Annotated in this window: 18 protein-coding genes and 1 pseudogene; 10 read left to right on the top strand and 9 right to left on the bottom strand. The window is 67.8% G+C overall.

Features of this window, described 5'->3' with window-relative positions; genetic code table 11:
* Positions 1–39: 39 nt before the first annotated feature.
* On the bottom strand, positions 40–1,815 hold the full coding sequence (locus tag A3ES_RS0138390) for a DEAD/DEAH box helicase (RefSeq protein WP_237745173.1): 1,776 nt from the start codon (positions 1,813–1,815) through the stop codon (positions 40–42).
* A 190-nt stretch (positions 1,816–2,005) separates the two neighbouring features.
* Between A3ES_RS0138390 and A3ES_RS0138385 the strand changes: the two genes are divergently transcribed.
* On the top strand, positions 2,006–2,524 hold the full coding sequence (locus A3ES_RS0138385) for a DinB family protein (RefSeq protein WP_020392154.1): 519 nt from the start codon (positions 2,006–2,008) through the stop codon (positions 2,522–2,524).
* Between the two features lie 485 nt (positions 2,525–3,009).
* On the opposite strand, the gene A3ES_RS0138380 is transcribed toward A3ES_RS0138385, so the two are convergent.
* The 4 genes from A3ES_RS0138380 to A3ES_RS0138365 form a co-directional block, all read right to left on the bottom strand.
* On the bottom strand, positions 3,010–3,681 hold the full coding sequence (locus A3ES_RS0138380) for a TetR family transcriptional regulator (protein WP_020392153.1): 672 nt from the start codon (positions 3,679–3,681) through the stop codon (positions 3,010–3,012).
* On the bottom strand, positions 3,653–4,075 hold the full coding sequence (locus tag A3ES_RS49945) for a thiol-disulfide oxidoreductase DCC family protein (RefSeq protein ID WP_020392152.1): 423 nt from the start codon (positions 4,073–4,075) through the stop codon (positions 3,653–3,655). The genes A3ES_RS0138380 and A3ES_RS49945 overlap by 29 nt, the downstream gene beginning before the upstream one ends.
* A gap of 6 nt (positions 4,076–4,081) precedes the next feature.
* Positions 4,082–4,510, bottom strand: coding sequence for a hypothetical protein (locus A3ES_RS49940; protein ID WP_020392151.1), 429 nt, complete (start codon positions 4,508–4,510; stop codon positions 4,082–4,084).
* 103 nt (positions 4,511–4,613) lie between these two features.
* Entirely contained in the window at positions 4,614–5,654 is a 1,041-nt protein-coding gene (locus A3ES_RS0138365) for an amidohydrolase family protein (RefSeq protein ID WP_020392150.1), read from the bottom strand.
* Between the two features lie 50 nt (positions 5,655–5,704).
* Here A3ES_RS0138365 and A3ES_RS0138360 point away from each other — a divergent pair, with 50 nt between their 5' ends.
* Complete coding sequence (locus A3ES_RS0138360; protein ID WP_020392149.1) at positions 5,705–6,070, top strand: nuclear transport factor 2 family protein; 366 nt, start codon at positions 5,705–5,707, stop codon at positions 6,068–6,070.
* 145 nt (positions 6,071–6,215) lie between these two features.
* On the top strand, positions 6,216–7,649 hold the full coding sequence (locus tag A3ES_RS0138355) for an ankyrin repeat domain-containing protein (protein ID WP_020392148.1): 1,434 nt from the start codon (positions 6,216–6,218) through the stop codon (positions 7,647–7,649).
* Here the strand turns inward: A3ES_RS0138355 and A3ES_RS0138350 are convergent.
* A complete protein-coding gene (locus A3ES_RS0138350; RefSeq protein WP_026163592.1) occupies positions 7,639–8,799 on the bottom strand; it encodes a calcium:cation antiporter in 1,161 nt (386 codons plus the stop codon). The genes A3ES_RS0138355 and A3ES_RS0138350 overlap by 11 nt on opposite strands.
* Before the next feature lie 95 nt (positions 8,800–8,894).
* Here A3ES_RS0138350 and A3ES_RS0138345 point away from each other — a divergent pair, with 95 nt between their 5' ends.
* The 4 genes from A3ES_RS0138345 to A3ES_RS0138325 all read left to right on the top strand — a co-directional run bounded on the left by A3ES_RS0138345 (position 8,895) and on the right by A3ES_RS0138325 (position 14,227).
* Positions 8,895–9,392 (top strand): GNAT family N-acetyltransferase, encoded by a 498-nt coding sequence (locus tag A3ES_RS0138345; RefSeq protein WP_020392146.1) that lies wholly within the window; start codon positions 8,895–8,897, stop codon positions 9,390–9,392.
* Positions 9,393–9,431: 39 nt separating this feature from the next.
* A complete protein-coding gene (locus A3ES_RS0138340) occupies positions 9,432–10,373 on the top strand; it encodes an SCO6745 family protein (RefSeq protein WP_020392145.1) in 942 nt (313 codons plus the stop codon).
* Between the two features lie 341 nt (positions 10,374–10,714).
* On the top strand, positions 10,715–10,969 hold the full coding sequence (locus tag A3ES_RS49935) for a hypothetical protein (RefSeq protein WP_020392143.1): 255 nt from the start codon (positions 10,715–10,717) through the stop codon (positions 10,967–10,969).
* A 150-nt stretch (positions 10,970–11,119) separates the two neighbouring features.
* Positions 11,120–14,227: a family 78 glycoside hydrolase catalytic domain gene (locus A3ES_RS0138325; protein WP_020392142.1), complete on the top strand. Its 3,108-nt coding sequence runs from the start codon at positions 11,120–11,122 to the stop codon at positions 14,225–14,227.
* Here A3ES_RS0138325 and A3ES_RS0138320 read toward each other — a convergent pair.
* The 3 genes from A3ES_RS0138320 to A3ES_RS0138310 form a co-directional block, all read right to left on the bottom strand.
* Entirely contained in the window at positions 14,224–14,421 is a 198-nt protein-coding gene (locus A3ES_RS0138320; protein ID WP_020392141.1) for a hypothetical protein, read from the bottom strand. The genes A3ES_RS0138325 and A3ES_RS0138320 overlap by 4 nt on opposite strands.
* 63 nt (positions 14,422–14,484) lie before the next feature.
* Entirely contained in the window at positions 14,485–15,069 is a 585-nt protein-coding gene (locus A3ES_RS0138315; RefSeq protein ID WP_026163591.1) for a TetR/AcrR family transcriptional regulator, read from the bottom strand.
* A gap of 57 nt (positions 15,070–15,126) precedes the next feature.
* Positions 15,127–16,029, bottom strand: coding sequence for a LysR family transcriptional regulator ArgP (locus A3ES_RS0138310; RefSeq protein ID WP_020392139.1), 903 nt, complete (start codon positions 16,027–16,029; stop codon positions 15,127–15,129).
* Positions 16,030–16,111: 82 nt separating this feature from the next.
* Between A3ES_RS0138310 and A3ES_RS0138305 the strand changes: the two genes are divergently transcribed.
* The 3 genes and pseudogenes from A3ES_RS0138305 to A3ES_RS49930 form a co-directional block, all read left to right on the top strand.
* Entirely contained in the window at positions 16,112–16,714 is a 603-nt protein-coding gene (locus A3ES_RS0138305; RefSeq protein ID WP_020392138.1) for a LysE/ArgO family amino acid transporter, read from the top strand.
* 10 nt (positions 16,715–16,724) lie between these two features.
* The gene (locus tag A3ES_RS0138300; protein WP_020392137.1) at positions 16,725–17,531 is read left to right on the top strand and encodes an MBL fold metallo-hydrolase; all 807 of its coding nucleotides are present in this window, start codon (positions 16,725–16,727) and stop codon (positions 17,529–17,531) included.
* Between the two features lie 228 nt (positions 17,532–17,759).
* Positions 17,760–17,984, top strand: a pseudogene (locus A3ES_RS49930) (IS5/IS1182 family transposase); the annotation flags it as partial.

Below are 17,984 nucleotides of genomic sequence, written 5' to 3'. Positions count from 1 at the left end.
GTCTGACCGGGTCCTCGATTAGCCAACTATTAGCGCTTGTCAGCGACCGCGTCGGGTGCCGCCGGCGCGGGTGCCGGCCGAGAAGGCCGCTGCGCCTGCGGGGCGAGTGCTCGCGCCGGGTGTGGTGGTGCTGTAGGTCTTCGGCGCTGCCGAGCCACCGCGCCCCTGAGACCGGGTCTTGGTCGTCTGGCCTCCGCCAGACGCCCGTCCGCCCTGTCCACCGGAGCCAGCGCCCCGGCCGCCGCCGCTCGCACCACGGCCGCTACCGGAGCCGCCACCAGCGGCAGAGCCACGGCCGCCCGCAGAGCGAGCACCACGACCAGAGCCCTGTGCGGATCCAGCGCCGGCGCCACGACGGGCGCCGCGACCACGACCGCCGCCACTGCCGGCACCGCGGCGTACCGAGTCTTCCTCGGTGACGGGCTTCAGGGTCGGCTCAACGAAGGTGCGCTCGCCCGGAGCCAGCTTGGCGAGCAGCGGGTCGCCGACGCGGAGCTTGGTCACCGTCGCGGCGATACCGGCCTTGCGGGTCAGGTCCCGGACGTCGCGGACCTGGTCGTCGGTCATCAGCGTGACGACGGTGCCCTCGGCCCCGGCGCGCGCAGTACGGCCGGACCTGTGCAGGTAGGCCTTGTGCTCGATCGGCGGATCCGCGTGGATCACCAGCGTGACGTCGTCGACGTGGATACCCCGGGCCGCGATGTCGGTCGCGACCAGCGTCTTCGCGGAGCCGTCGGAGAAGGCCTCCAGGTTTCGCGTGCGGGCACCCTGAGACAGGTTGCCGTGCAGCTCGACGGCAGGGACACCCTGCGCGATGAGCTTCTTCGTGAGCGACTTGGCGCCGTACTTCGTCCTGGTGAAGACGAGTGTGCGGCCCGGTGCCGCCGTCAGGTCGACGAGCACCGGCAGCCGGGAGTCGGCCTGAACGTGCAGCACGTGGTGGGTCATCTTCGCGACCGGCGACTGGGCCGAGTCGACGCTGTGGGTCACCGGCGACTTCATGAACCGCTTGACCAGGACGTCGACGCCGGCGTCCAGCGTGGCCGAGAAGAGCAGCCGCTGCGTGGTCGACGGAGTCGCCTCGAGGATCCGCCGTACGGCGGGCAGGAAGCCGAGGTCGGCCATGTGGTCGGCCTCGTCCAGCACGGTGATCTCGACCGCGTCGAGCCGGGCGTGGCCGGCCTTGACGTGGTCCTCGAGCCGGCCCGGGCAGGCGATCACGATGTCGACGCCGCGACGCAGCGCGGTGATCTGCGGGCCGTGCCCGACGCCACCGAAGACCGTCATCGTGCGCAGGTCGAGCGCGTCGGTCAGCGGCGTGATCGATGCCTGGATCTGGGTCGCGAGCTCACGCGTCGGCGCCAGGATCAGCGCGCGCGGCTGGTTCGGCCGGCGCTTGGAGGTGCTGGTGGTGAGCCGCGCGAGCACGGGCAGGACGAACGCGTAGGTCTTGCCGGAACCGGTCCGGCCGCGACCGAGCACGTCCTTGCCGGCCAGCGAGTCCGGCAGCGTCGCCGCCTGGATCGGGAACGGCTTGAGGATGCCGGCCGTGGCCAGCGCCTTGACCAGGCCGGCCGGAACGCCGAGCTGGTCGAAGGTGATGTTGTCGTCGATCACCGCGGGGGCGACCTCGACGGAGCTTTCGGCTTGCTTGCTGTCAGCAAGCAGTCGCGCACCGTCAGTACCGGGATTGTTGCCAGGGGCACCGGTACGGCGGCGGCGACGGGGGCGCGCCGGGGCCTCACCCTGGGCGCGCGCGGGTCCCGCGGTAGAAACGGAATTGGGCGTGGTGGTGCTGGGGCGGCGTGCCGCCATGAAGTACTCCAAAAGATCGGGGGGTCGTCCTGCCCGGCGCAGCCTTTGGGCCGCGGCGCGTGGTGGTCGACTGCTAGCGCAGCGTGTGCACTCAATCGGCCCGAGGCAGAACTGGGCGGGCCGTCACAATCAGTGTACGGCACGCCGGGACCACTGGCAGAGAGTTACCTGATCTGGGTATCTTCTGGCGGTGACCGCCGCCGAGCAGTTCCGGGTAGATCCGCCGAAAGTAGCCAGCGAGCGTGAACTCCTGCAGGGGTTCCTCGACTTCCATCGCGGCACGTTGCTGTGGAAGACCGCCGGCCTGACCGGCGAGCAACTCGTCGAAACCAGGCTCGAGCCGTCCACGATGACGCTGCTCGGGCTGATCCGGCACGCGTGCGAGGTCGAGCGGTACTGGTTCCAGTGCTGCCTGGACGGCCGCCCGCTCGACATCCTGAAGACGTGGAGCCAGGAATACCCCGACGGCGACTTCGACCTGGTCGACCCGGCGCACGCCGAGGCGGACCTGGCCGACTACCGCGAGACGATCAAGCTCTCCGACCAGATCGTCGCCGGCCACTCGCTCGACGACATCTTCCGCCGGCCGAAGATGGAACCCGACCACTCCGTGCGCTACCTCTATTTCCACATGATCCAGGAGTACGCCCGCCACAACGGCCACGCCGACCTGTTCCGCCAACGCCTCGACGGCCTCACCGGCGAGTAGCTCCGTACGGCGGACGCCCACGCGGCTCCTGCGTCGCCGCTCCCTACCCCCAGCTACCTCGCTCCTCCGTCGCTCGTCCGCTGCCACAAAGGCGAGGTGACGAACAGGCGACGCCAATCGACTGGCTGGCCGACTGGCCGCATGCCGTGGCGTCCAGCAAAGTGGTGCACGAGGTCTCGCCCCTGCCATCCCGCCCCCGCCAGCCCAGCCCAGCCCAACAGCACCTGATCATTCGCCCCCTTTGCCCACCCCAGCCACCTTGTGCACCGGCCAGGCACCCAACCCGCCGAACGACGCCCAGCCCGTAACCAAAGTCGATCACCCCTCGCCGAGCGGGGAGGAAGTTGCCCCCGAACCGGCGCAAGATCCGCCCCGCCTCGATCTCCAAGGCGATCGCCTACCTAGAAGACATCGAGCTGGTACGCCGTGAGCTCTGGCCGCATGCCGACACACCAGAGACGCTTGCTTGCGTCAGCTCAGAGGGCTCAAGCAGTCTTGATTGAGCGGATCACGCCGACCAAGTCCGTCACCACGCCCCGGACGCCGGGGATGCGGGTCAGCCGGAGCAGGCGGTCGACCAGTGGCACCGTGCTTGTGATCAGCAGGTGTGTGCGGCGTAGGCCTTTGCTGTCGTCGTGGACCCAGAAGAGCACGATCCCCATCTGCATCAGCCAGAGCAGTTCCGGCAGTTCCGCTCGCAGGTCGGCCGGGAGCTTGAGGTCCGAGCCCTCCACCACCTGGCGGAAGGTCTCGACACTCGCTTCCCGGGCCGGCCTGGACTGCTCGCTGAACGGCGACAGCGGGCTCTTCGGCTCCGCGGCCGACTTGAAGAACGTCCCGGCGAACTCGTGGTACGGCTCCGACACCTCCAGCCAGCTCCGCAGTACGCCGGTGAGCCGTTTGGGGAACGACTTCTCGCCGGCCAGGATCGCCACGGTCGCTTCGCGATGCTGCTCCTGCAGGTGGTCGTAGTACGCCTGCATCAGGTGCTCTTTGGAGCTGTAGTAGTAGTACGCGTTGCCGACCGAGACGCCGGCTTCGGCCGCGATGGCTCGCATGGTCGTCTTGCCGTAGCCCTGCTCGCGGAACAACCGCAGAGCCGTCGAAAGGATCAGCTCCCGAGTCTGCTCACCCTTGGCGGTCGCACTGTCCGTCACATCCGTCAGCGTAGTCACCCCCAGTCCACTCCCGATTCCAGCTCCGCAGCCCTGCCGCCGCCTGGACGATCGCCCGCGCCACCGGCCGCATCGCAGGAGCCGACAGCCGTACTGCGGTAGCCCGGTGCTCCCCGGTCGCCCAGAGGCACACGATCCAGGCCCGGTCGCCGACGTACACCGATCCGTCGTCGGCGACCACTGTCACGTCGCGCAGTGTGGCCGCGTGATCCAGCGCCGGGTAGAGCCGTCTCGCTTCCGTCGACCCCGCCGCGACGAATCCGAGCCGGACAACTCCACCCATGCCGTCCCCCGCCGGCTTCTGCGCCGCCAGCCACTCCTTGAAGCGCCGGCAGAGCCCACAGTGCGCGTCGTACAGCACCACCAACCGCTGCATGGTCTGTCAGTAGCCCGCGGGCATCGGCTGCTCGGTCCCGGTCAGGTGGCCGCCGAGGAAGCCGTTCGGCGGCACCGGGGGCGTGGTCATCTGCTCCAGCCGGCTACGGCGGCGGAAGGCGTTGAAGACCCACACGTTCAGCAGGTGCAGGACGCCGAGCACGACCATCACGATGCCGACCTTCACGCTGAGCTGCTCGATCACCCCGCGGGCGTCGATCACGGTACTGCCGGTCCGCAGGAACAGCGTCACGAAGCCGAGGTTGACCAGATAGAAGCCGACCACCAGCAGCCTGTTCACCGCGTCGGCGAAGTCCTCGTTGCCGTGGAACACGTCGACCAGGAAGATCCGCCCGTTCCGGCTCAGCGTCCGCGCCACCCAGATCGTCAGCGGTACCGCGATCAGCAGGTAGATCAGGTAGGTGACCACCGTCATTCTCACCACGTCCTCACTTTTTGAACACGTTCAATTCGTTGACATGACGAGAGTAGGCCGATCTTTTGAACATGTTCAAGAACCAGCCATGGTGAGCTGGGTCTCAGCGGATGCGCCGGCCTCGCAGTACGACGGCCGCCGGCGTGGCCAGTACTTCGGGATGGTCCCGCGGGTCGGCGTCGTAGGTGACGAGGTCACCCTGACCGGTCAGCCCGAGGAAGTCCTGCGCCGACGTGCTTGCCGCCTCCAACGCCTCGGTGACGGACAGCCCGTGCTTGACCAGCTGGTCCACCTCGCTGGCGACGGTCCCGAAGACATCAGACCCAGCCAGCACCCGTACGCCGTACTGGCGGGCGAGCGGCAGCATCGAGGCCATGTACTCCGAACGGATCCGGCGCCGCTCGATCAGCTCCGGGCTGTCGTCCGGGGAGCCATGCATGATGGCGGACAGCGTGGGGGTCCAGGCGCCACCGCGGGCCCCTAGCGTTTCGAGGTCTTCGGCCGTGATGGTCGTGCCGTGCTCGACCGAGTCGATGCCTACCCGGATCAGGTCGCTGACCACGTCGGTGGTGGTGTGCACCGCGACCCGCGCGCCCCGGGCATGGACCGCGGCGACCATCTCGGCAACGGCGTCGAGCTCGTAGTTCGGCGTCATCGTGCTGCCGGGGATCGGGCCGTCCGGTCCGACCTCGGGGAAGTCTCCGACCAGCTTGATCCAGGTGGCGCCGGCGTCCAGCTCGGCCTCGATCGCGGCGACCAACTCCTCAGCCGGTACCGGTTCGTGCAGCCCGGGGAAGTAGCCGCCCTTCGGTGCGACGAACCGCCCGGCGGCGAGGACCACGGGCCGGCCGTCCTCGGGGCTGGACGCGAGCTTCAGCGTGATGGAGCGATCCCCACCGACGTCCCGCAGCGCGCCGACTCCGGCCTGCGCGAGGTCGTCGAGCATCGCGCTGGCGGCGTCCTCGCCCTGCAGGACCAGACTGCGCTCGCCGACGCCGACGCCGATGGTCAGATGGCAGTGCGAGTCCACCAGCCCCGGCAGCGCGAACCGGCCCGGCAACGGCTGCGGGTCACCCGATCCGGCCTCGAGATGAACCTGTTCCCCGGCCGGCAGGCCGATTCCGTCGAACACCCAAGTCGCCATACCTCGCATCCTCCCCGCCGATCAGTTCATCGCGCGGCAGAATGCCGGCTATGGCGCTGAAGGAGAAGCACCTGGATCGCTGGGTGACGGCGTACCGGAAGGCGTGGGAGTCGAACGATCCCGAGCACATCGCGGCGTTGTGGACCGAGGACGCCGCGTTCTACCGTCGTCCCGACGAGGAGCCCGTACTCGGCCGGGACGCGATCGTGAACGCCTGGCTCGAGGTCGCCGACGCGCCGGGCGAGACGCTGTTCGAGTACCAGGTGCTCGGGTTCGGCGACGGCGTCGGCTTCGTCCGCGGCTGGACGACGTACCGGACCGATCCACCCGGCGAGTTCAGCAACCTGTGGGTGATCCGCCTGGACCGCGACGGGCGCGCGCACGAATTCACCGAATGGTGGATGGAAAAGCCGTGACGCCGTACGATCGGGTCTAGGCACTCAGGGTGCCACCGGTCCGCGGGAAGGGCTTAGCCCACCTGATCTCGAGGTTGAGTTCGTACGGCCCACCTCCTTTCTCGCCTGACGACGCGGACAGCAGGCACGCAGAGAGGAGGTCGCTATGCCGACCCGGAATCTTCCCAATCCGCCGAGCCTTGACCACCTGAAGAAGCAGGCCAAGAGCCTGCTCAAGCAGGTCCGCGCCGAGGACCCCGAAGCCGTCGCGCTGGCCGCCGAGTTCCATCCGGTGGCTACCCTGGCCGACGCGCAGGTGGTGATCGCCCGGAGCTACGGCTTCGCCAGCTGGCCGCGACTCGTGCATCACTTGGAGATCGTCGAGCGCTACAGCCGCTACCCGCACCGCCAGGAGATCGGCGGGCCACTCCACACTCGTGGTCAGCGCATCGACGAGTTCCTGCGACTCGCAGTACTGCACTACGGACAGGATGATCCCGCCCGGCAGACCGCGGCCCGCACACTGCTCGATGAAGTTGCTCTGAGCAACATCTATACCCAGGTGGTGGCCGGCGAAGTGGAGGCCGTCCGTGCGACGCTGGCCGCGGATCCCTCGCTCGCCCGCCGTGAGGGCGGACCGTTCCGCTGGGAACCCCTGCTGTACTTGAGCTATTCGCGCCTTGCAGTCTCCGATCAGGCGCCACTGGAGATCGCTCGACTGTTGCTTGCCAACGGCGCCGATCCGAATGCCGGCTACTTGTGGCAGGGCATGCCATCGCCTTTCACCGCACTGACAGGCGCTTTCGGTCGAGGTGAGGGCGATCAACCCCCGCACCAGAACCGGCTGGAACTGGCCCGGATACTGCTCGAAGCCGGTGCCGATGCCAACGACAGTCAGACGATGTACAACTGCGGACCGGGCTGCCCACCGCTGTACGACGATGACCATTTGGAGCTGCTGCTCGAGTTCGGTCTGGGGAAGGGCGACGGTGGTCCTTGGCACGAGCGGATGACGACCTCGCATCAAACGCCTCGGCAGTTGCTTGAGGATGAGCTCGTTTTCGCTTCCTCAGCAGGGCTGCCGCATCGGGTCGAGCTGATGCTTGCCCAAGGCATTGATCCCGATGGTCGCGGTACCGAGCATCCGGTCTTCTGCGGCCATCGCGCGTACGAGCTGGCCTCGGTTTCGGGTCACACCGAGATCGCCGCGTTGCTCCTGGCTGCGGGCGCGGCACCGCTGGACGACGTTCATGAGTTGTATGCGGCCGCGGTACGGGGGGAGTCGGTGGATGCCGATCCTGAGTTGGCTGCGCGCGCAGTACGGCGAAACCCGTTCGTGCCGATCCGTGCCGCGGAGCTTGGGCGGACGGAGGCGATGCAACAGTTGAAGGAACTGGGGTTCGACCTGAACATCCTGGCGATGAGGACACCGCTGCACCAGGCGGCGCTCCTGGGTCACCTCGACACCGTCAAGAAGCTGATCGAACTCGGCGCCGACCCGACGGTCGAGGACCCCAGCTATCACAGCACGCCGCGTGGCTGGGCTGAGCACAGTCACCAGCAGGAGGTCGTCGACTACCTCGACAGCCTCAAGGGCTGACGGCGAGGAAGAGGAAGGAGCTGAAGATCATCAGGTGGACCGCACCCTGCAGCAGGGTGGCCCGGCCGGTCGCCAGGGTGAGCATGCTGACCACCACCGTCAGCGCGAACAGCACCATCTCCTTGCCGCCCAAGCCGAGAACTAGCGGCCCACTGAGCCAGATCGACGCGACGGCGATCGCCGGTATCGTCAGTCCGATACTGGCCAGGGCCGAGCCGAGCGCGAGGTTCAGGCTGGTCTGAAGACGGTTCCGCAGTGCGGCCCGTACTGCGGCAACCGTCTCCGGCAGCAGCACCAGCAACGCGATCACCACGCCGACGACCGCGAGCGGCGCGCCGGCCGACTCGACCGCGGACTCCAGCTTCGGCGAGACCGTCTTCGCCAGACCGACGACGGCGATCAGGCAGCCGAACAGGAGTCCCAGGCTCAGCAACGCGACCTTGCCGCTGGGCGCTGCCGCGTGGGCCTCCTCCTGGTCCTCATCGTCGGCCCCGGCCTCGGCCTCGACTACCGGGTCGGCCTCGACTGCGGGCGCTGCCTCGGCTGCCGGGTCGGCCACGGGGAGGAAGTAGTCGCGGTGCCGGATGGTCTGCACGAAAACGAAGACGCCGTACATCACCAGCGACGCGACGCCCGCGAAGGCGAGCTGTGCCGTGCTGAAGGTGGCGCCCGGAGTACTGGTCGTGAAGGTCGGCAGGACCAGGCTGAGAGTGACCAGCGCAGTCATCACAGCGAGCAAGCTGCCGGACGCGTGCACCCGGAACTCCTGCGTGTTGTGCCGCAGCGAACCGACCACCAGCGCGAGACCGAGGATGCCGTTGCAGGTGATCATCACCGCGGCGAAGACGGTGTCGCGCGCCAGCGAGGCGGCCTTGTCACCGCCGGACGCCATCAGCGTGACGATCAGCGCGACCTCGATCACGGTCACCGCGAGGGCGAGGATCAGGGTGCCGAACGGTTCGCCGACGCGATGCGCGACGACTTCGGCGTGGTGGACGGCGGCGATCACCGCGGCGCCCAGAGCGGCACAGACGAGGATGAGCAGCACCGCGCCGGGGTTCCGGCCCCAGGACACCACCAGGACGACGAGCGCGAGCGGGGGCACGGCCAGACTCCAGCGCGGCAACCCATGGAAAACAGTGTTTGTCATCCTCTATGAGTTTATCCGGTGCGGCGGAATGCAGTTGGCATCGTCCGCTGGGTGAGTGATGCTTTTCGCACTGCAGATCCAGCGGAAGGGCAGTTGTGGAGATCAGAGAAGCCGTCGCGGACGACTGGGCCGCGATCTGGCCGTTCTTCCAGGAGATCATCACCGCGCGCGAGACCTATGCCTACGATCCGTCGCTGACCTTCGAGCAGGCGGAAGCGATGTGGATGTCACCGTCCTCGTCGCCGCTGGCCCGGACCACCGTCGCGATCGCTGCCGAGGGCAAGGTCCTGGGCAGCGCCAACATGTACCCGAACCGTCCCGGCCCTGGCGCCCATGTAGCCAGCGCGAGCTTCATGGTCGACGCGGCAGCTCGCGGCCAGGGCGCCGGCCGGGCGCTCTGCCAGGACATGATCGACTGGGCCGCCCGAACCGGCTTCCGCTCGATCCAGTTCAACGCGGTGGTCGAGTCCAACACCACCGCGGTCAAACTCTGGCAGTCACTCGGCTTCGACATCATCGGCACCGTGCCCGAGGCCTTCCTCAGCCCGTCCCACGGGTACGTCGGCCTACACGTGATGCATCGCCCACTCTGACCGCTTCTCATTGCCAGAGAATCTGGTTGGATCGGCGATATGACCGAGTCCCGCGCCCGCCGGCTGTGGAAAGTGCTGGAGCCGTTCCACGCGATCACCTACTTCGCGCCCGACACCAGGAAGGCCACGGACGCACTAGGTCTGCGTGGCGGCTGGATGAGCTACTTCGCCTGCCGAGCCGCCCCACTGGGCGCAGTGGGCCCGGAGCTCGTCACAGCCGTGTTCTACAACTTCCACCCGTCCATGGTCGCCAGAGCCATCCCGGACGCGTGGGACTTCGCCACACCAGCACAGCTCCTCGCCGCACGCCTGCAGGCGGTCGACAGCGCAGTACGCCGGTTCCCTGACTCCAGTACGCCGATACGCCGCGCGGCCGAGCTAGCCCGTCAAGCAGCGGAGTTGGCGCCCACAGCGGGCAGGCCGATCGCTGCGGCCAACGCGGCACTCGACTGGCCGGATGAGCCGCACCTGGTGCTGTGGCAGGCCACCACGATCCTCAGAGAGTCTCGCGGTGACGGGCATGTCGCCGCACTGGTCGGTGCAGGTCTGTCGCCATGCCAAGCCTGCATCACCATCTCCGCCGCCGGTGGCCCGTCCAAGCAGGTCTTCCAGCTCAACAGGCGTTGGAGCGACGAGGAGTGGGCCGCCGGGTCGGAGGACCTTCGGGTACGCGGGTTGCTGACGGCGGACGGCGTACTGACTGATGCTGGGCACACGCTGCGTCAGGAGGTCGAGGACACCACCGACCGGCTGGCCGAGCAGGGCTGGGCCGCCTTCGGCGACGAGAACGCGGCGGAACTCGACCGCCTGATCCGCCCGATCACCGGCGGCATCATGGCCGCCGGCCTGGTCCCCGACGACAACCCGATGGCCATGCGCTGGGACGCCGCCGACCTGCCTACCTCTACTTCTGCTTCTTCTGCGGACCTCGGGGCGAATACGCCGTCGTCCGGCTCACCGTCCGCTGAGCGCGACCAGTGACCCTTACCCGCCCCCGATGGTTCCGTAGGGATCCCCCGGAACCATCTAAGGGCCAGGTAGGTACCGAAATGGGCAATTCCCCGCATGCGCCCGAACTTTCGACCTGGGAAGTTGTTCATACCAGGTAGTCGACGACAGTACGACGGCCTCACCGCAACTCAGGCAGGAGGAAGACGATGCGCAAGACCCAGATCCAGATCCGTCGCAGGCCGCTGCGGACACTGACCAGCAGGACCCCACCGCCCCTCGACCTCCGGACCCCGTCCGGCCGGCCGCTCCCGTACTGATCCCACCTCGACACTGATCCCCTCGACACTGAGCCCCTCGACGAAGCAACGACCATGAACCTCAGACTGCACATCCACCACGCGTACGCCGGCGGCTGGTGCGCCGACATCGACGACGACCACGACCGCCAGCCCGACGACCCATACTGGTGCGTCGACCAGTGGCCGACGCTGCAAGAAGCGATCACCGCAGGCTGCCACCAGTTGGCCGAACTGTCTGTCAGTCTGCAAGCCACCCAGTACCTGACCCGCGTGAGCGGTCGTCACGACGGCCTGGAAGACCTGCCGGTGTTCCAGCTGGCCGCCTGAGGAGCCATTCATAGCAGTCACAAATCATCCGATCGGCTACTGCGGCGGGTACGACGGGCGCAGTACTGGTGGTGTCTCCCGCTGGCCGACGCGGGCGGGCGGGGTTGGCGGACAGTATGGGTATCAGTCAACCCTGGGAAGGAGACTTCGATGCCTGTGCCGCGTCGTCGAACCATCCTCGGTGCCTTGGCGGGTGGAACTGCCGCCGGCGCCGTTGCGATCCCCGCCAGCGCCGACCCGCCGTACGCCCAACTCGGAGGCAATCCGCTCCGGCCGGTTGGTCTGACGACCGATCACCTTCGTGACGTGTTGGGGATCGGAGCCGCCCGACCGCGATTCGCCTGGAAACTTGAGGCAGACGGCCGCGGGCGGGCGCAGTCGGCGTACAGGATCACCGTCGCTGGGCCGGCCGGGACGGAGGTGTGGGACTCGGGCTGGGTGGTGTCGCTGGAACAGACCGGCCGCGAGTACGGCGGGCCGCCGCTGAGGTCGCGGACGCGGTATCAGTGGACGGTCCAGGTACGCGACGAGGCGGGCCAGGTCGGGCGGCCGGCTGAGGCGACGTTTGAGACCGCCTACCTCGATCGAGCTGAGTGGACCGCCGAGTGGATCGGCAGTGGGATCCGCATTCCCCCGCCGGTCCGCACGCTCCCGCCCGGGCAGTTCCAACCCGCTGAGCTGCTGCCCGGACACACGTTGGGGCAGAGCTTCACGTCCGACGACTCGTTCACCGCGGTCGCGGTGCTGCTCGACCTCACACCAGCCGGTACCGCGAACTGCAAGGTGGCGCTGTACCGCGGAGGGATCGGTGGCGAGGTCGTTGCGCAAGAGCACCTCAAGCTGACCGGCGACCAGTTCGGCAGCGCCCTGGCACGCCTCGACCTCGACGCCCCAGCCGGCAAGTACTACCTGGAGATCTCCGAGGCAGAGGGGAAGCTCAGCTGGTTGTCGGCCACAGGTCGCCCGGACGACGACAGCTCCACCGACGACAGCCCGTACCCCGGCGGAACCGCCTTCGCCGACGGGAGGTCCCTCACGCTGGATGACCGCTGGCTGTGCTGTCTGCCACCCGCGCCGCCGGCGAATCCGTTGGTGCGCAAGGAGTTCACGGTCCCCGGACCGATCGCCGAAGCGAGGCTGTACCTCTGCGGGCTCGGCCGGGCGGTTGCCTCAGTCAACGGCAAGCGCATCGGCGATTTTGTCCTCTCACCGATCGCCACGGACTACGACCGGCGACTCCTCTACACGATCCATGACGTCACGAACCTGCTCACCAAGGGCCGCAACGTCCTCGGGGTGGCGCTTGGTCGTGGCCACTACTCGACCAGAGCACCGGACAGCGACGGCACGAACCTCGCCCGCTGGATCGCCGAACCACAGCTCATCGCGCAGCTGGAGATCAAGCTCGTCGACGGTCGAAAGCTCAAGCTCGCTTCAGACCAGACCTGGCATCTCACCGAGGGACCGACCACCTCCGAGGGCGTATTCGCCGGTGAGTCGTACGACGCCCGCCGGGCCGCCGCCCTCGACGGCTGGGATCGTCCGCAGTACGACGACTCGTCCTGGCGGGCGGCGAGGATCGTCTCGGCCCCGGGAGGAGTGCTGGAGGCCTACCCCGGTGAACACATCCGCACCGAGAAGCCGATCCGGCCCGTTGCTGTCACCTCACCCGCGCCCGGCGTCTGGCAGTACGACTTCGGCGTGGTGGTGGCCGGCTGGGCACGCCTCACCGCCGACCTGGCTCCGGGAACCACCGTGCGGCTGCTGTACCACGAGAAGCTCGCGGCCGGCGGGCGTATCCGGCCCGGAACCCCTGGTGGTGTGGAGAACCCCGCACTGGACGGACGCTTCCAGATCGATGAGTACACGGCGGCATCCGACTCTGGGCGCGGCCGGGTGACTTGGGAGGCGGCGTACAGCTACAAGGGTTTCCGCTACATCGAGGTGACCGGTACGACGCGGCCCATCGACCTCGTCGCGGTTCCGGTGAGCAGCGATCTCACGAACACCCTGCAGATCAAGCTGGAGCAGCGTGAGCTGCAGTGGATCGTGACTGCCTTCCGCCGGACGGCGCTCAACGGGCTGCACGGTTATCCGGATGCCTCTCCCTTCAGCAAGGTCGGCTGGCTCGGCCCTGCCCGCAACGCGGTCGGGCCGATGGCGTACCAGTTCGGCGCGGCCCGGCTGCTGGAGCACTGGCTGAGCGACATCCAGGCGGCCCAGGGCAGCAGTGGTGAGATCCCTCTGATCGCACCGCTCGGCCCACTGCCGGCCGGCTTCCTGTTATCGCCGGTCTACAGCGGCCTTTACTCCTACCTCGTCCACCGACACTGGATCATGTACCGCGACCGCACCGTTCCCGCCCGGCATTTCGACTCCGTGCGCCGGGCAATCGACTGGACCGTCAGCCAACTGAAGGCCGGTCTCGCCGACGACGTCTTCGGCGACTGGTACCCGCCTGGCATCGAGCTCGGCCAGCATCCCCGAGGACCCGAAGGTGGCCAACTGGTCGGCACCGCGTTCGTGATCGCCAGCCTGCGGGAAGGAATCGCGATCGCCGATCTGCTCGGCCGCCCCCGGGAAGCGTGGAACGCAGAACTGAAGCGCCTGGTCGAGCGGTTCAACGAGGCGTTCTTCGACGGCTCGATCTACCGAACCGCCGAGACCACGGAGTACAGGCAGACCAGTAATGCCCTGCCGCTGGCGTTCGACCTCGTACCGTCCGGCAACGTACGCCGCGTCGTCAACCGGCTGGCGGCCGACGTGGAGGCCCGCCGCCAGCACCTGAACACAGGATCCATGGGCACCAGTGCACTCGCCTATGCACTCTCCGACCATGGCCGACCCGACCTGGCCGTAGCAGTGCTCGCCCAGACCACGTATCCGTCGTACGGGCACCTCCGTCGGCTCGGCGCGACCACCTTCTGGGAATCCTGGGAGGACCACTCGCGGGCCCACAACGACCCGACCCTCAGCGCGCCCGTCCAATGGCTGATCGAACGAGCAGTCGGCCTGGAGCCACTTGAGCCAGGCTGGGCCCGCTTCAAGGTCGAGCCGCGCGTCACTGCGCACCTGCCTGGTGCCTCGCTCGACCTCGACACCGTCCGAGGCCGAGTCCACGCAAGCTGGCGCCGTCACGCCAGCCGGGTCACGCTCAACGTCACCGTGCCGGTCAACACCGTCGCCGACATCGTCCTCCCCAACGGCATGCGCCACACTGTCGGCTCCGGGCAGTACCGCTTCGACAGCCCCAGCTAGCGCTTCTTCTGCGGACCCCGGAGAGTGACGTAGAGCAAGGAAACCCCGAACGCCGCCACGACCGGCCCGAGGATCGCCCAGATGCTCTTGCCCGACATCGAGCTCCCGCTGATGTAGCCAAGGCCCTGCAGCGCCCACACCACACCGAGCACAGTCAGCAGCAGACCCAGGGCAAGCGGAATGGCTTTCTTCATCTCAGGAGCCTAGCGCCCTGAGTCGGACGTTCGTGCTTCAGCTCCGGCGCACGAACGTCCGACTCAGGGCGCTAACTGTTTCGCTACTAGCTGGATTGCCTTGGCCAGGTCTTCGCCTTTGGGGGCCTTGGACGGGTCGAACAGCCAGAGCGCGATGACGCCGAGCAGCAGCGCCTGGTAGAAGGTGCCGACCTGCTGGACGGTCTCCGGGTCGGTGTCCTCGTCCGCGGCGCCGAACATTGTCGCCAGACCTGCCCGCGCCTCGCCCTGCAGCTTGGACAACTCCTCGAGCAGCTCCGGTAGATGCGCCCCCAGACTCAGCACCTCGTACTGCGTGACCCACAGCGCGCGGCTGGCCGGTGACGACAGGGTCTTCACCGCCTGACCCCACGTCGCCACGAACCGCTCCCGGCCGTCGACGTCCGGACTCAGCCCGCTGGCCATCGTCTTGCCGACGTCCGCGCCCCACTCGTCGAGCGCCTGGCGCATCGCCTCGTTCATCAGCGCTTCCTTGGAACCGAAGTGATAGCCGATCGCGGCCAGGCTCACCCCGGCCGTCGTCGCGATATCGCGCGCAGTGGTCCGGCTGTAGCCCTTCTGCATCAGGCAACTCTTGGCACCCTCGATCAGCGCTTCACGGTTTCCCATCCACCGATGGTACTTGCACATCCGTCTTAGACATCGTGCAGTTTGCCGCGCCCGGCGTCAGCGCGGGTGGGCTCGACTGGTCCGGAGGCCGGTTGCGGCAGCCTGGAGTACGGCGGCCGTGAGGGCGTCCAGGACGGCGGAGTCGAGCTTCCAGTGCTGCCAGTACAGCGGTACGTCGACGTACTTGCCCTTGGCAACTTCCACCAGCCGGCCGTCGGCCAGCTCGTCCTCCACCATCTCCTCCTCGATCATCCCCCAGCCGAGGCCGAGCCGGATCGCCCGGACGAACGGCCCCGGCGCGGGAATCGAGTGGGTGGGCGGATCGAGCCGGCGCCGGGTGACCTTGCGGAGCAACCGGTGCTGCAGCATGTCCTTGGTGTTGAAGACGATCATCGGCGCTGCCGCGAGCGCCTCCGGCAACGGCCGCCCGGTCAGCCAGCGATCGGCGAACTCCGGCGTCGCAACCGACAGGTACCGCATCTTGCCGAGCGGCTGCACCCGGCAGCCCTGCACCGGTCGTGGATCGCCGGTGACCGCGGCCAGCACCGTACCGTTGCGCAGTAGCTCAGCCGAGTGGTCCTGATCCTCCTGGCGCAGGTCGAACGCGGTGACCAGCTCCGGCGGTACGGCGAAGAGCACCGGCAGGAACCAGTTGTTCAGCGAGTCCGCGTTCACCGCGATCGGGAGTCGCAGGCCTTCCAGCTTTCCCTTGACCGCGGCGATCGCCTCGACCTCCAGCAACGAGACCTGCCGCGCGAGGCGCAGTACGGCCTCGCCTGCTTCGGTCGCCAGGGCTGGTTTGGTCCGCTGCACCAGTACGTGGCCGAGGCGGCTCTCCATCGCCTTGATCCGCTGACTGACGGCCGACGGAGTGATCTGCAACCTGCGAGCCGCCGCGTCGAAGCTGCCTTCGTCGATCACGGCCGCGAAGGTGTCCAGCTGAGCTGAGTCGAGTTGCATGCAATTCCTTGCTTAAGCGTTGCTAATGGTACTGAAAGAACTTTAGCTGGTTTGTTGCCTGGTCAACTCCTACGGTCGAAGCATGCCCCTCCTTGCCGGCTTCGCCACCACGCTCTCCCTGATCATCGCGATCGGCGCGCAGAACGCCTTCGTGCTGCGCCAGGGACTGCGACGCGAGCACGTGCTGCCGGTGGTCCTGATCTGCTCACTGTCCGACGCGCTGCTCATCACGAGCGGCATCGCCGGCCTCGGCGCCCTGCTGACAAGCAGCGAACTCGCGCTGAACCTGGCGCGCTACGGCGGCGCGCTCTTCCTCCTCACGTACGCCGCGATCGCGGCCCGGCGAGCCCTGAAGCCCTCGGCCCTGAGCCCAGCCGATCACGCGCCGACCGCGTTGCGCAGCGTCGTTCTGACCTGCCTCGGCTTCACGTATCTCAACCCCCACGTGTACCTGGACACGGTCGTGCTGCTCGGCTCCCTGGCGAACCAGCGCGGCCCGGACGGCCGCTGGATCTACGGCCTCGGCTCGGTCGCGGCAAGCTTCGGCTGGTTCTTCACCCTCGGCTTCTTCGCCCGCAAACTGGGCCCGATCTTCGCCCGCCCCCGGGCCTGGCAGTTCCTCGACGGCGGCATCGCGCTGATCATGACGACCCTGGCCGTCTGGATGATCCTGCCTGCGCACTAACGTCCTGTCCGTGGATGTCACGGTGCTGTGTGATGCGGTGGCGGTGTTTCCGGAAGCTGTTGAGGACGCACTCCCGGGCTGGGGTGACGAGCATCAGCGGTGGACGTCGCTGGCGATGCCAGGCAACGTCGCCGCGGACGGTGGGTGGTGGCTGCATTTCCATAGCTACCTGGTGACGTCGGCGGCGGGCGCAGTACTGGTTGATACGGGGATCGGGCCGGCTGGCGGTGAAGCGGCTGAGTGGCTCGGGACGGCGGGGCGGCTTCCTGGGTTGCTGGAGACGGCCGGCGTACGGGCTGATGAGATCGACACCGTGGTACTGACTCATATCCATACTGATCACACCGGCTGGAACCTGGCGGAGGAGTTGCCGCGGTTCTGCAATGCGACCTATGTGGTGCAGCAGGCTGAGTTGGAGCACGTGCGGGACGTGGCGAAGTACGAGCGGTTGATCAAGCCTCTGGCTGATGCGGGGCAACTGCGGGCTGTGGATGGCGAGACCACGCTGGACGGCGGGCTGCGGCTACTGCCGACGCCGGGGCATACACCCGGGCATCAGTGCGTGGTGACTGAGCGCGCGGTGCTTGGCGGCGACGTACTGGTTCATCCGGCGCAGGCACGGTGGCCTGAGCTGACCTACGTCTACGAGCAGGACCCCGCGGTTGCGGTGACCTCGCGGCACGACGTACTGGCGTTGGCGGCAGCTACCGGCGTACCGATTGCTGCCGCGCATCCCCACACCGCTCTAACTGGTGCTGCAATGCCGCTGCCCGCTGTGAGTCCTGGCAGTGGGGTCTGCCCGCCTCACAAGCTCTAGTGCGCCGTGCCGGGAGTTGCGTTAGCGATAGCGGTGTTCAGGTGCGTGCCTCGTGGTGGCGGAGGAGCGGCCTCGATGTTTTCCATCGTGGTCGTTTCTCCGCTGCCGCGAGGTGCGTGCCTGGGCGCCGGTAGCGCAACGGAACTCCCGACACGGCGCACTAGGAGCCTGCTGAATAACCTGCGTGTTGGCCCGGTCGTGTGGTGACCGTGCTGGGACGATTGTGGGGTGCAGGGTTCAGCTGGGGTTGATCAGGAGTTGATGGACGCTCGGGCGTTGGTCGGGCATCTGGTGCCGGCCGGGAGCGTGTTCGGGTTCTTGGCTGAGCATCGTGGTGAGGTGTTCCCGGCCGGGTTGTTCGAGGATCTGTTCCCGAGCTCGACCGGGCGGCCGAGTCTGCCGGGTGAGGTCGCGGCGTCGGTGCTGGTGTTGCAGACATTGCACGATCTGTCC

Origin of the sequence: Kribbella catacumbae DSM 19601 (genome assembly GCF_000372465.1) — a bacterium.
GTDB lineage: Bacteria > Actinomycetota > Actinomycetes > Propionibacteriales > Kribbellaceae > Kribbella > Kribbella catacumbae.
This window is presented reverse-complemented; position numbering and strand designations above follow the sequence as displayed.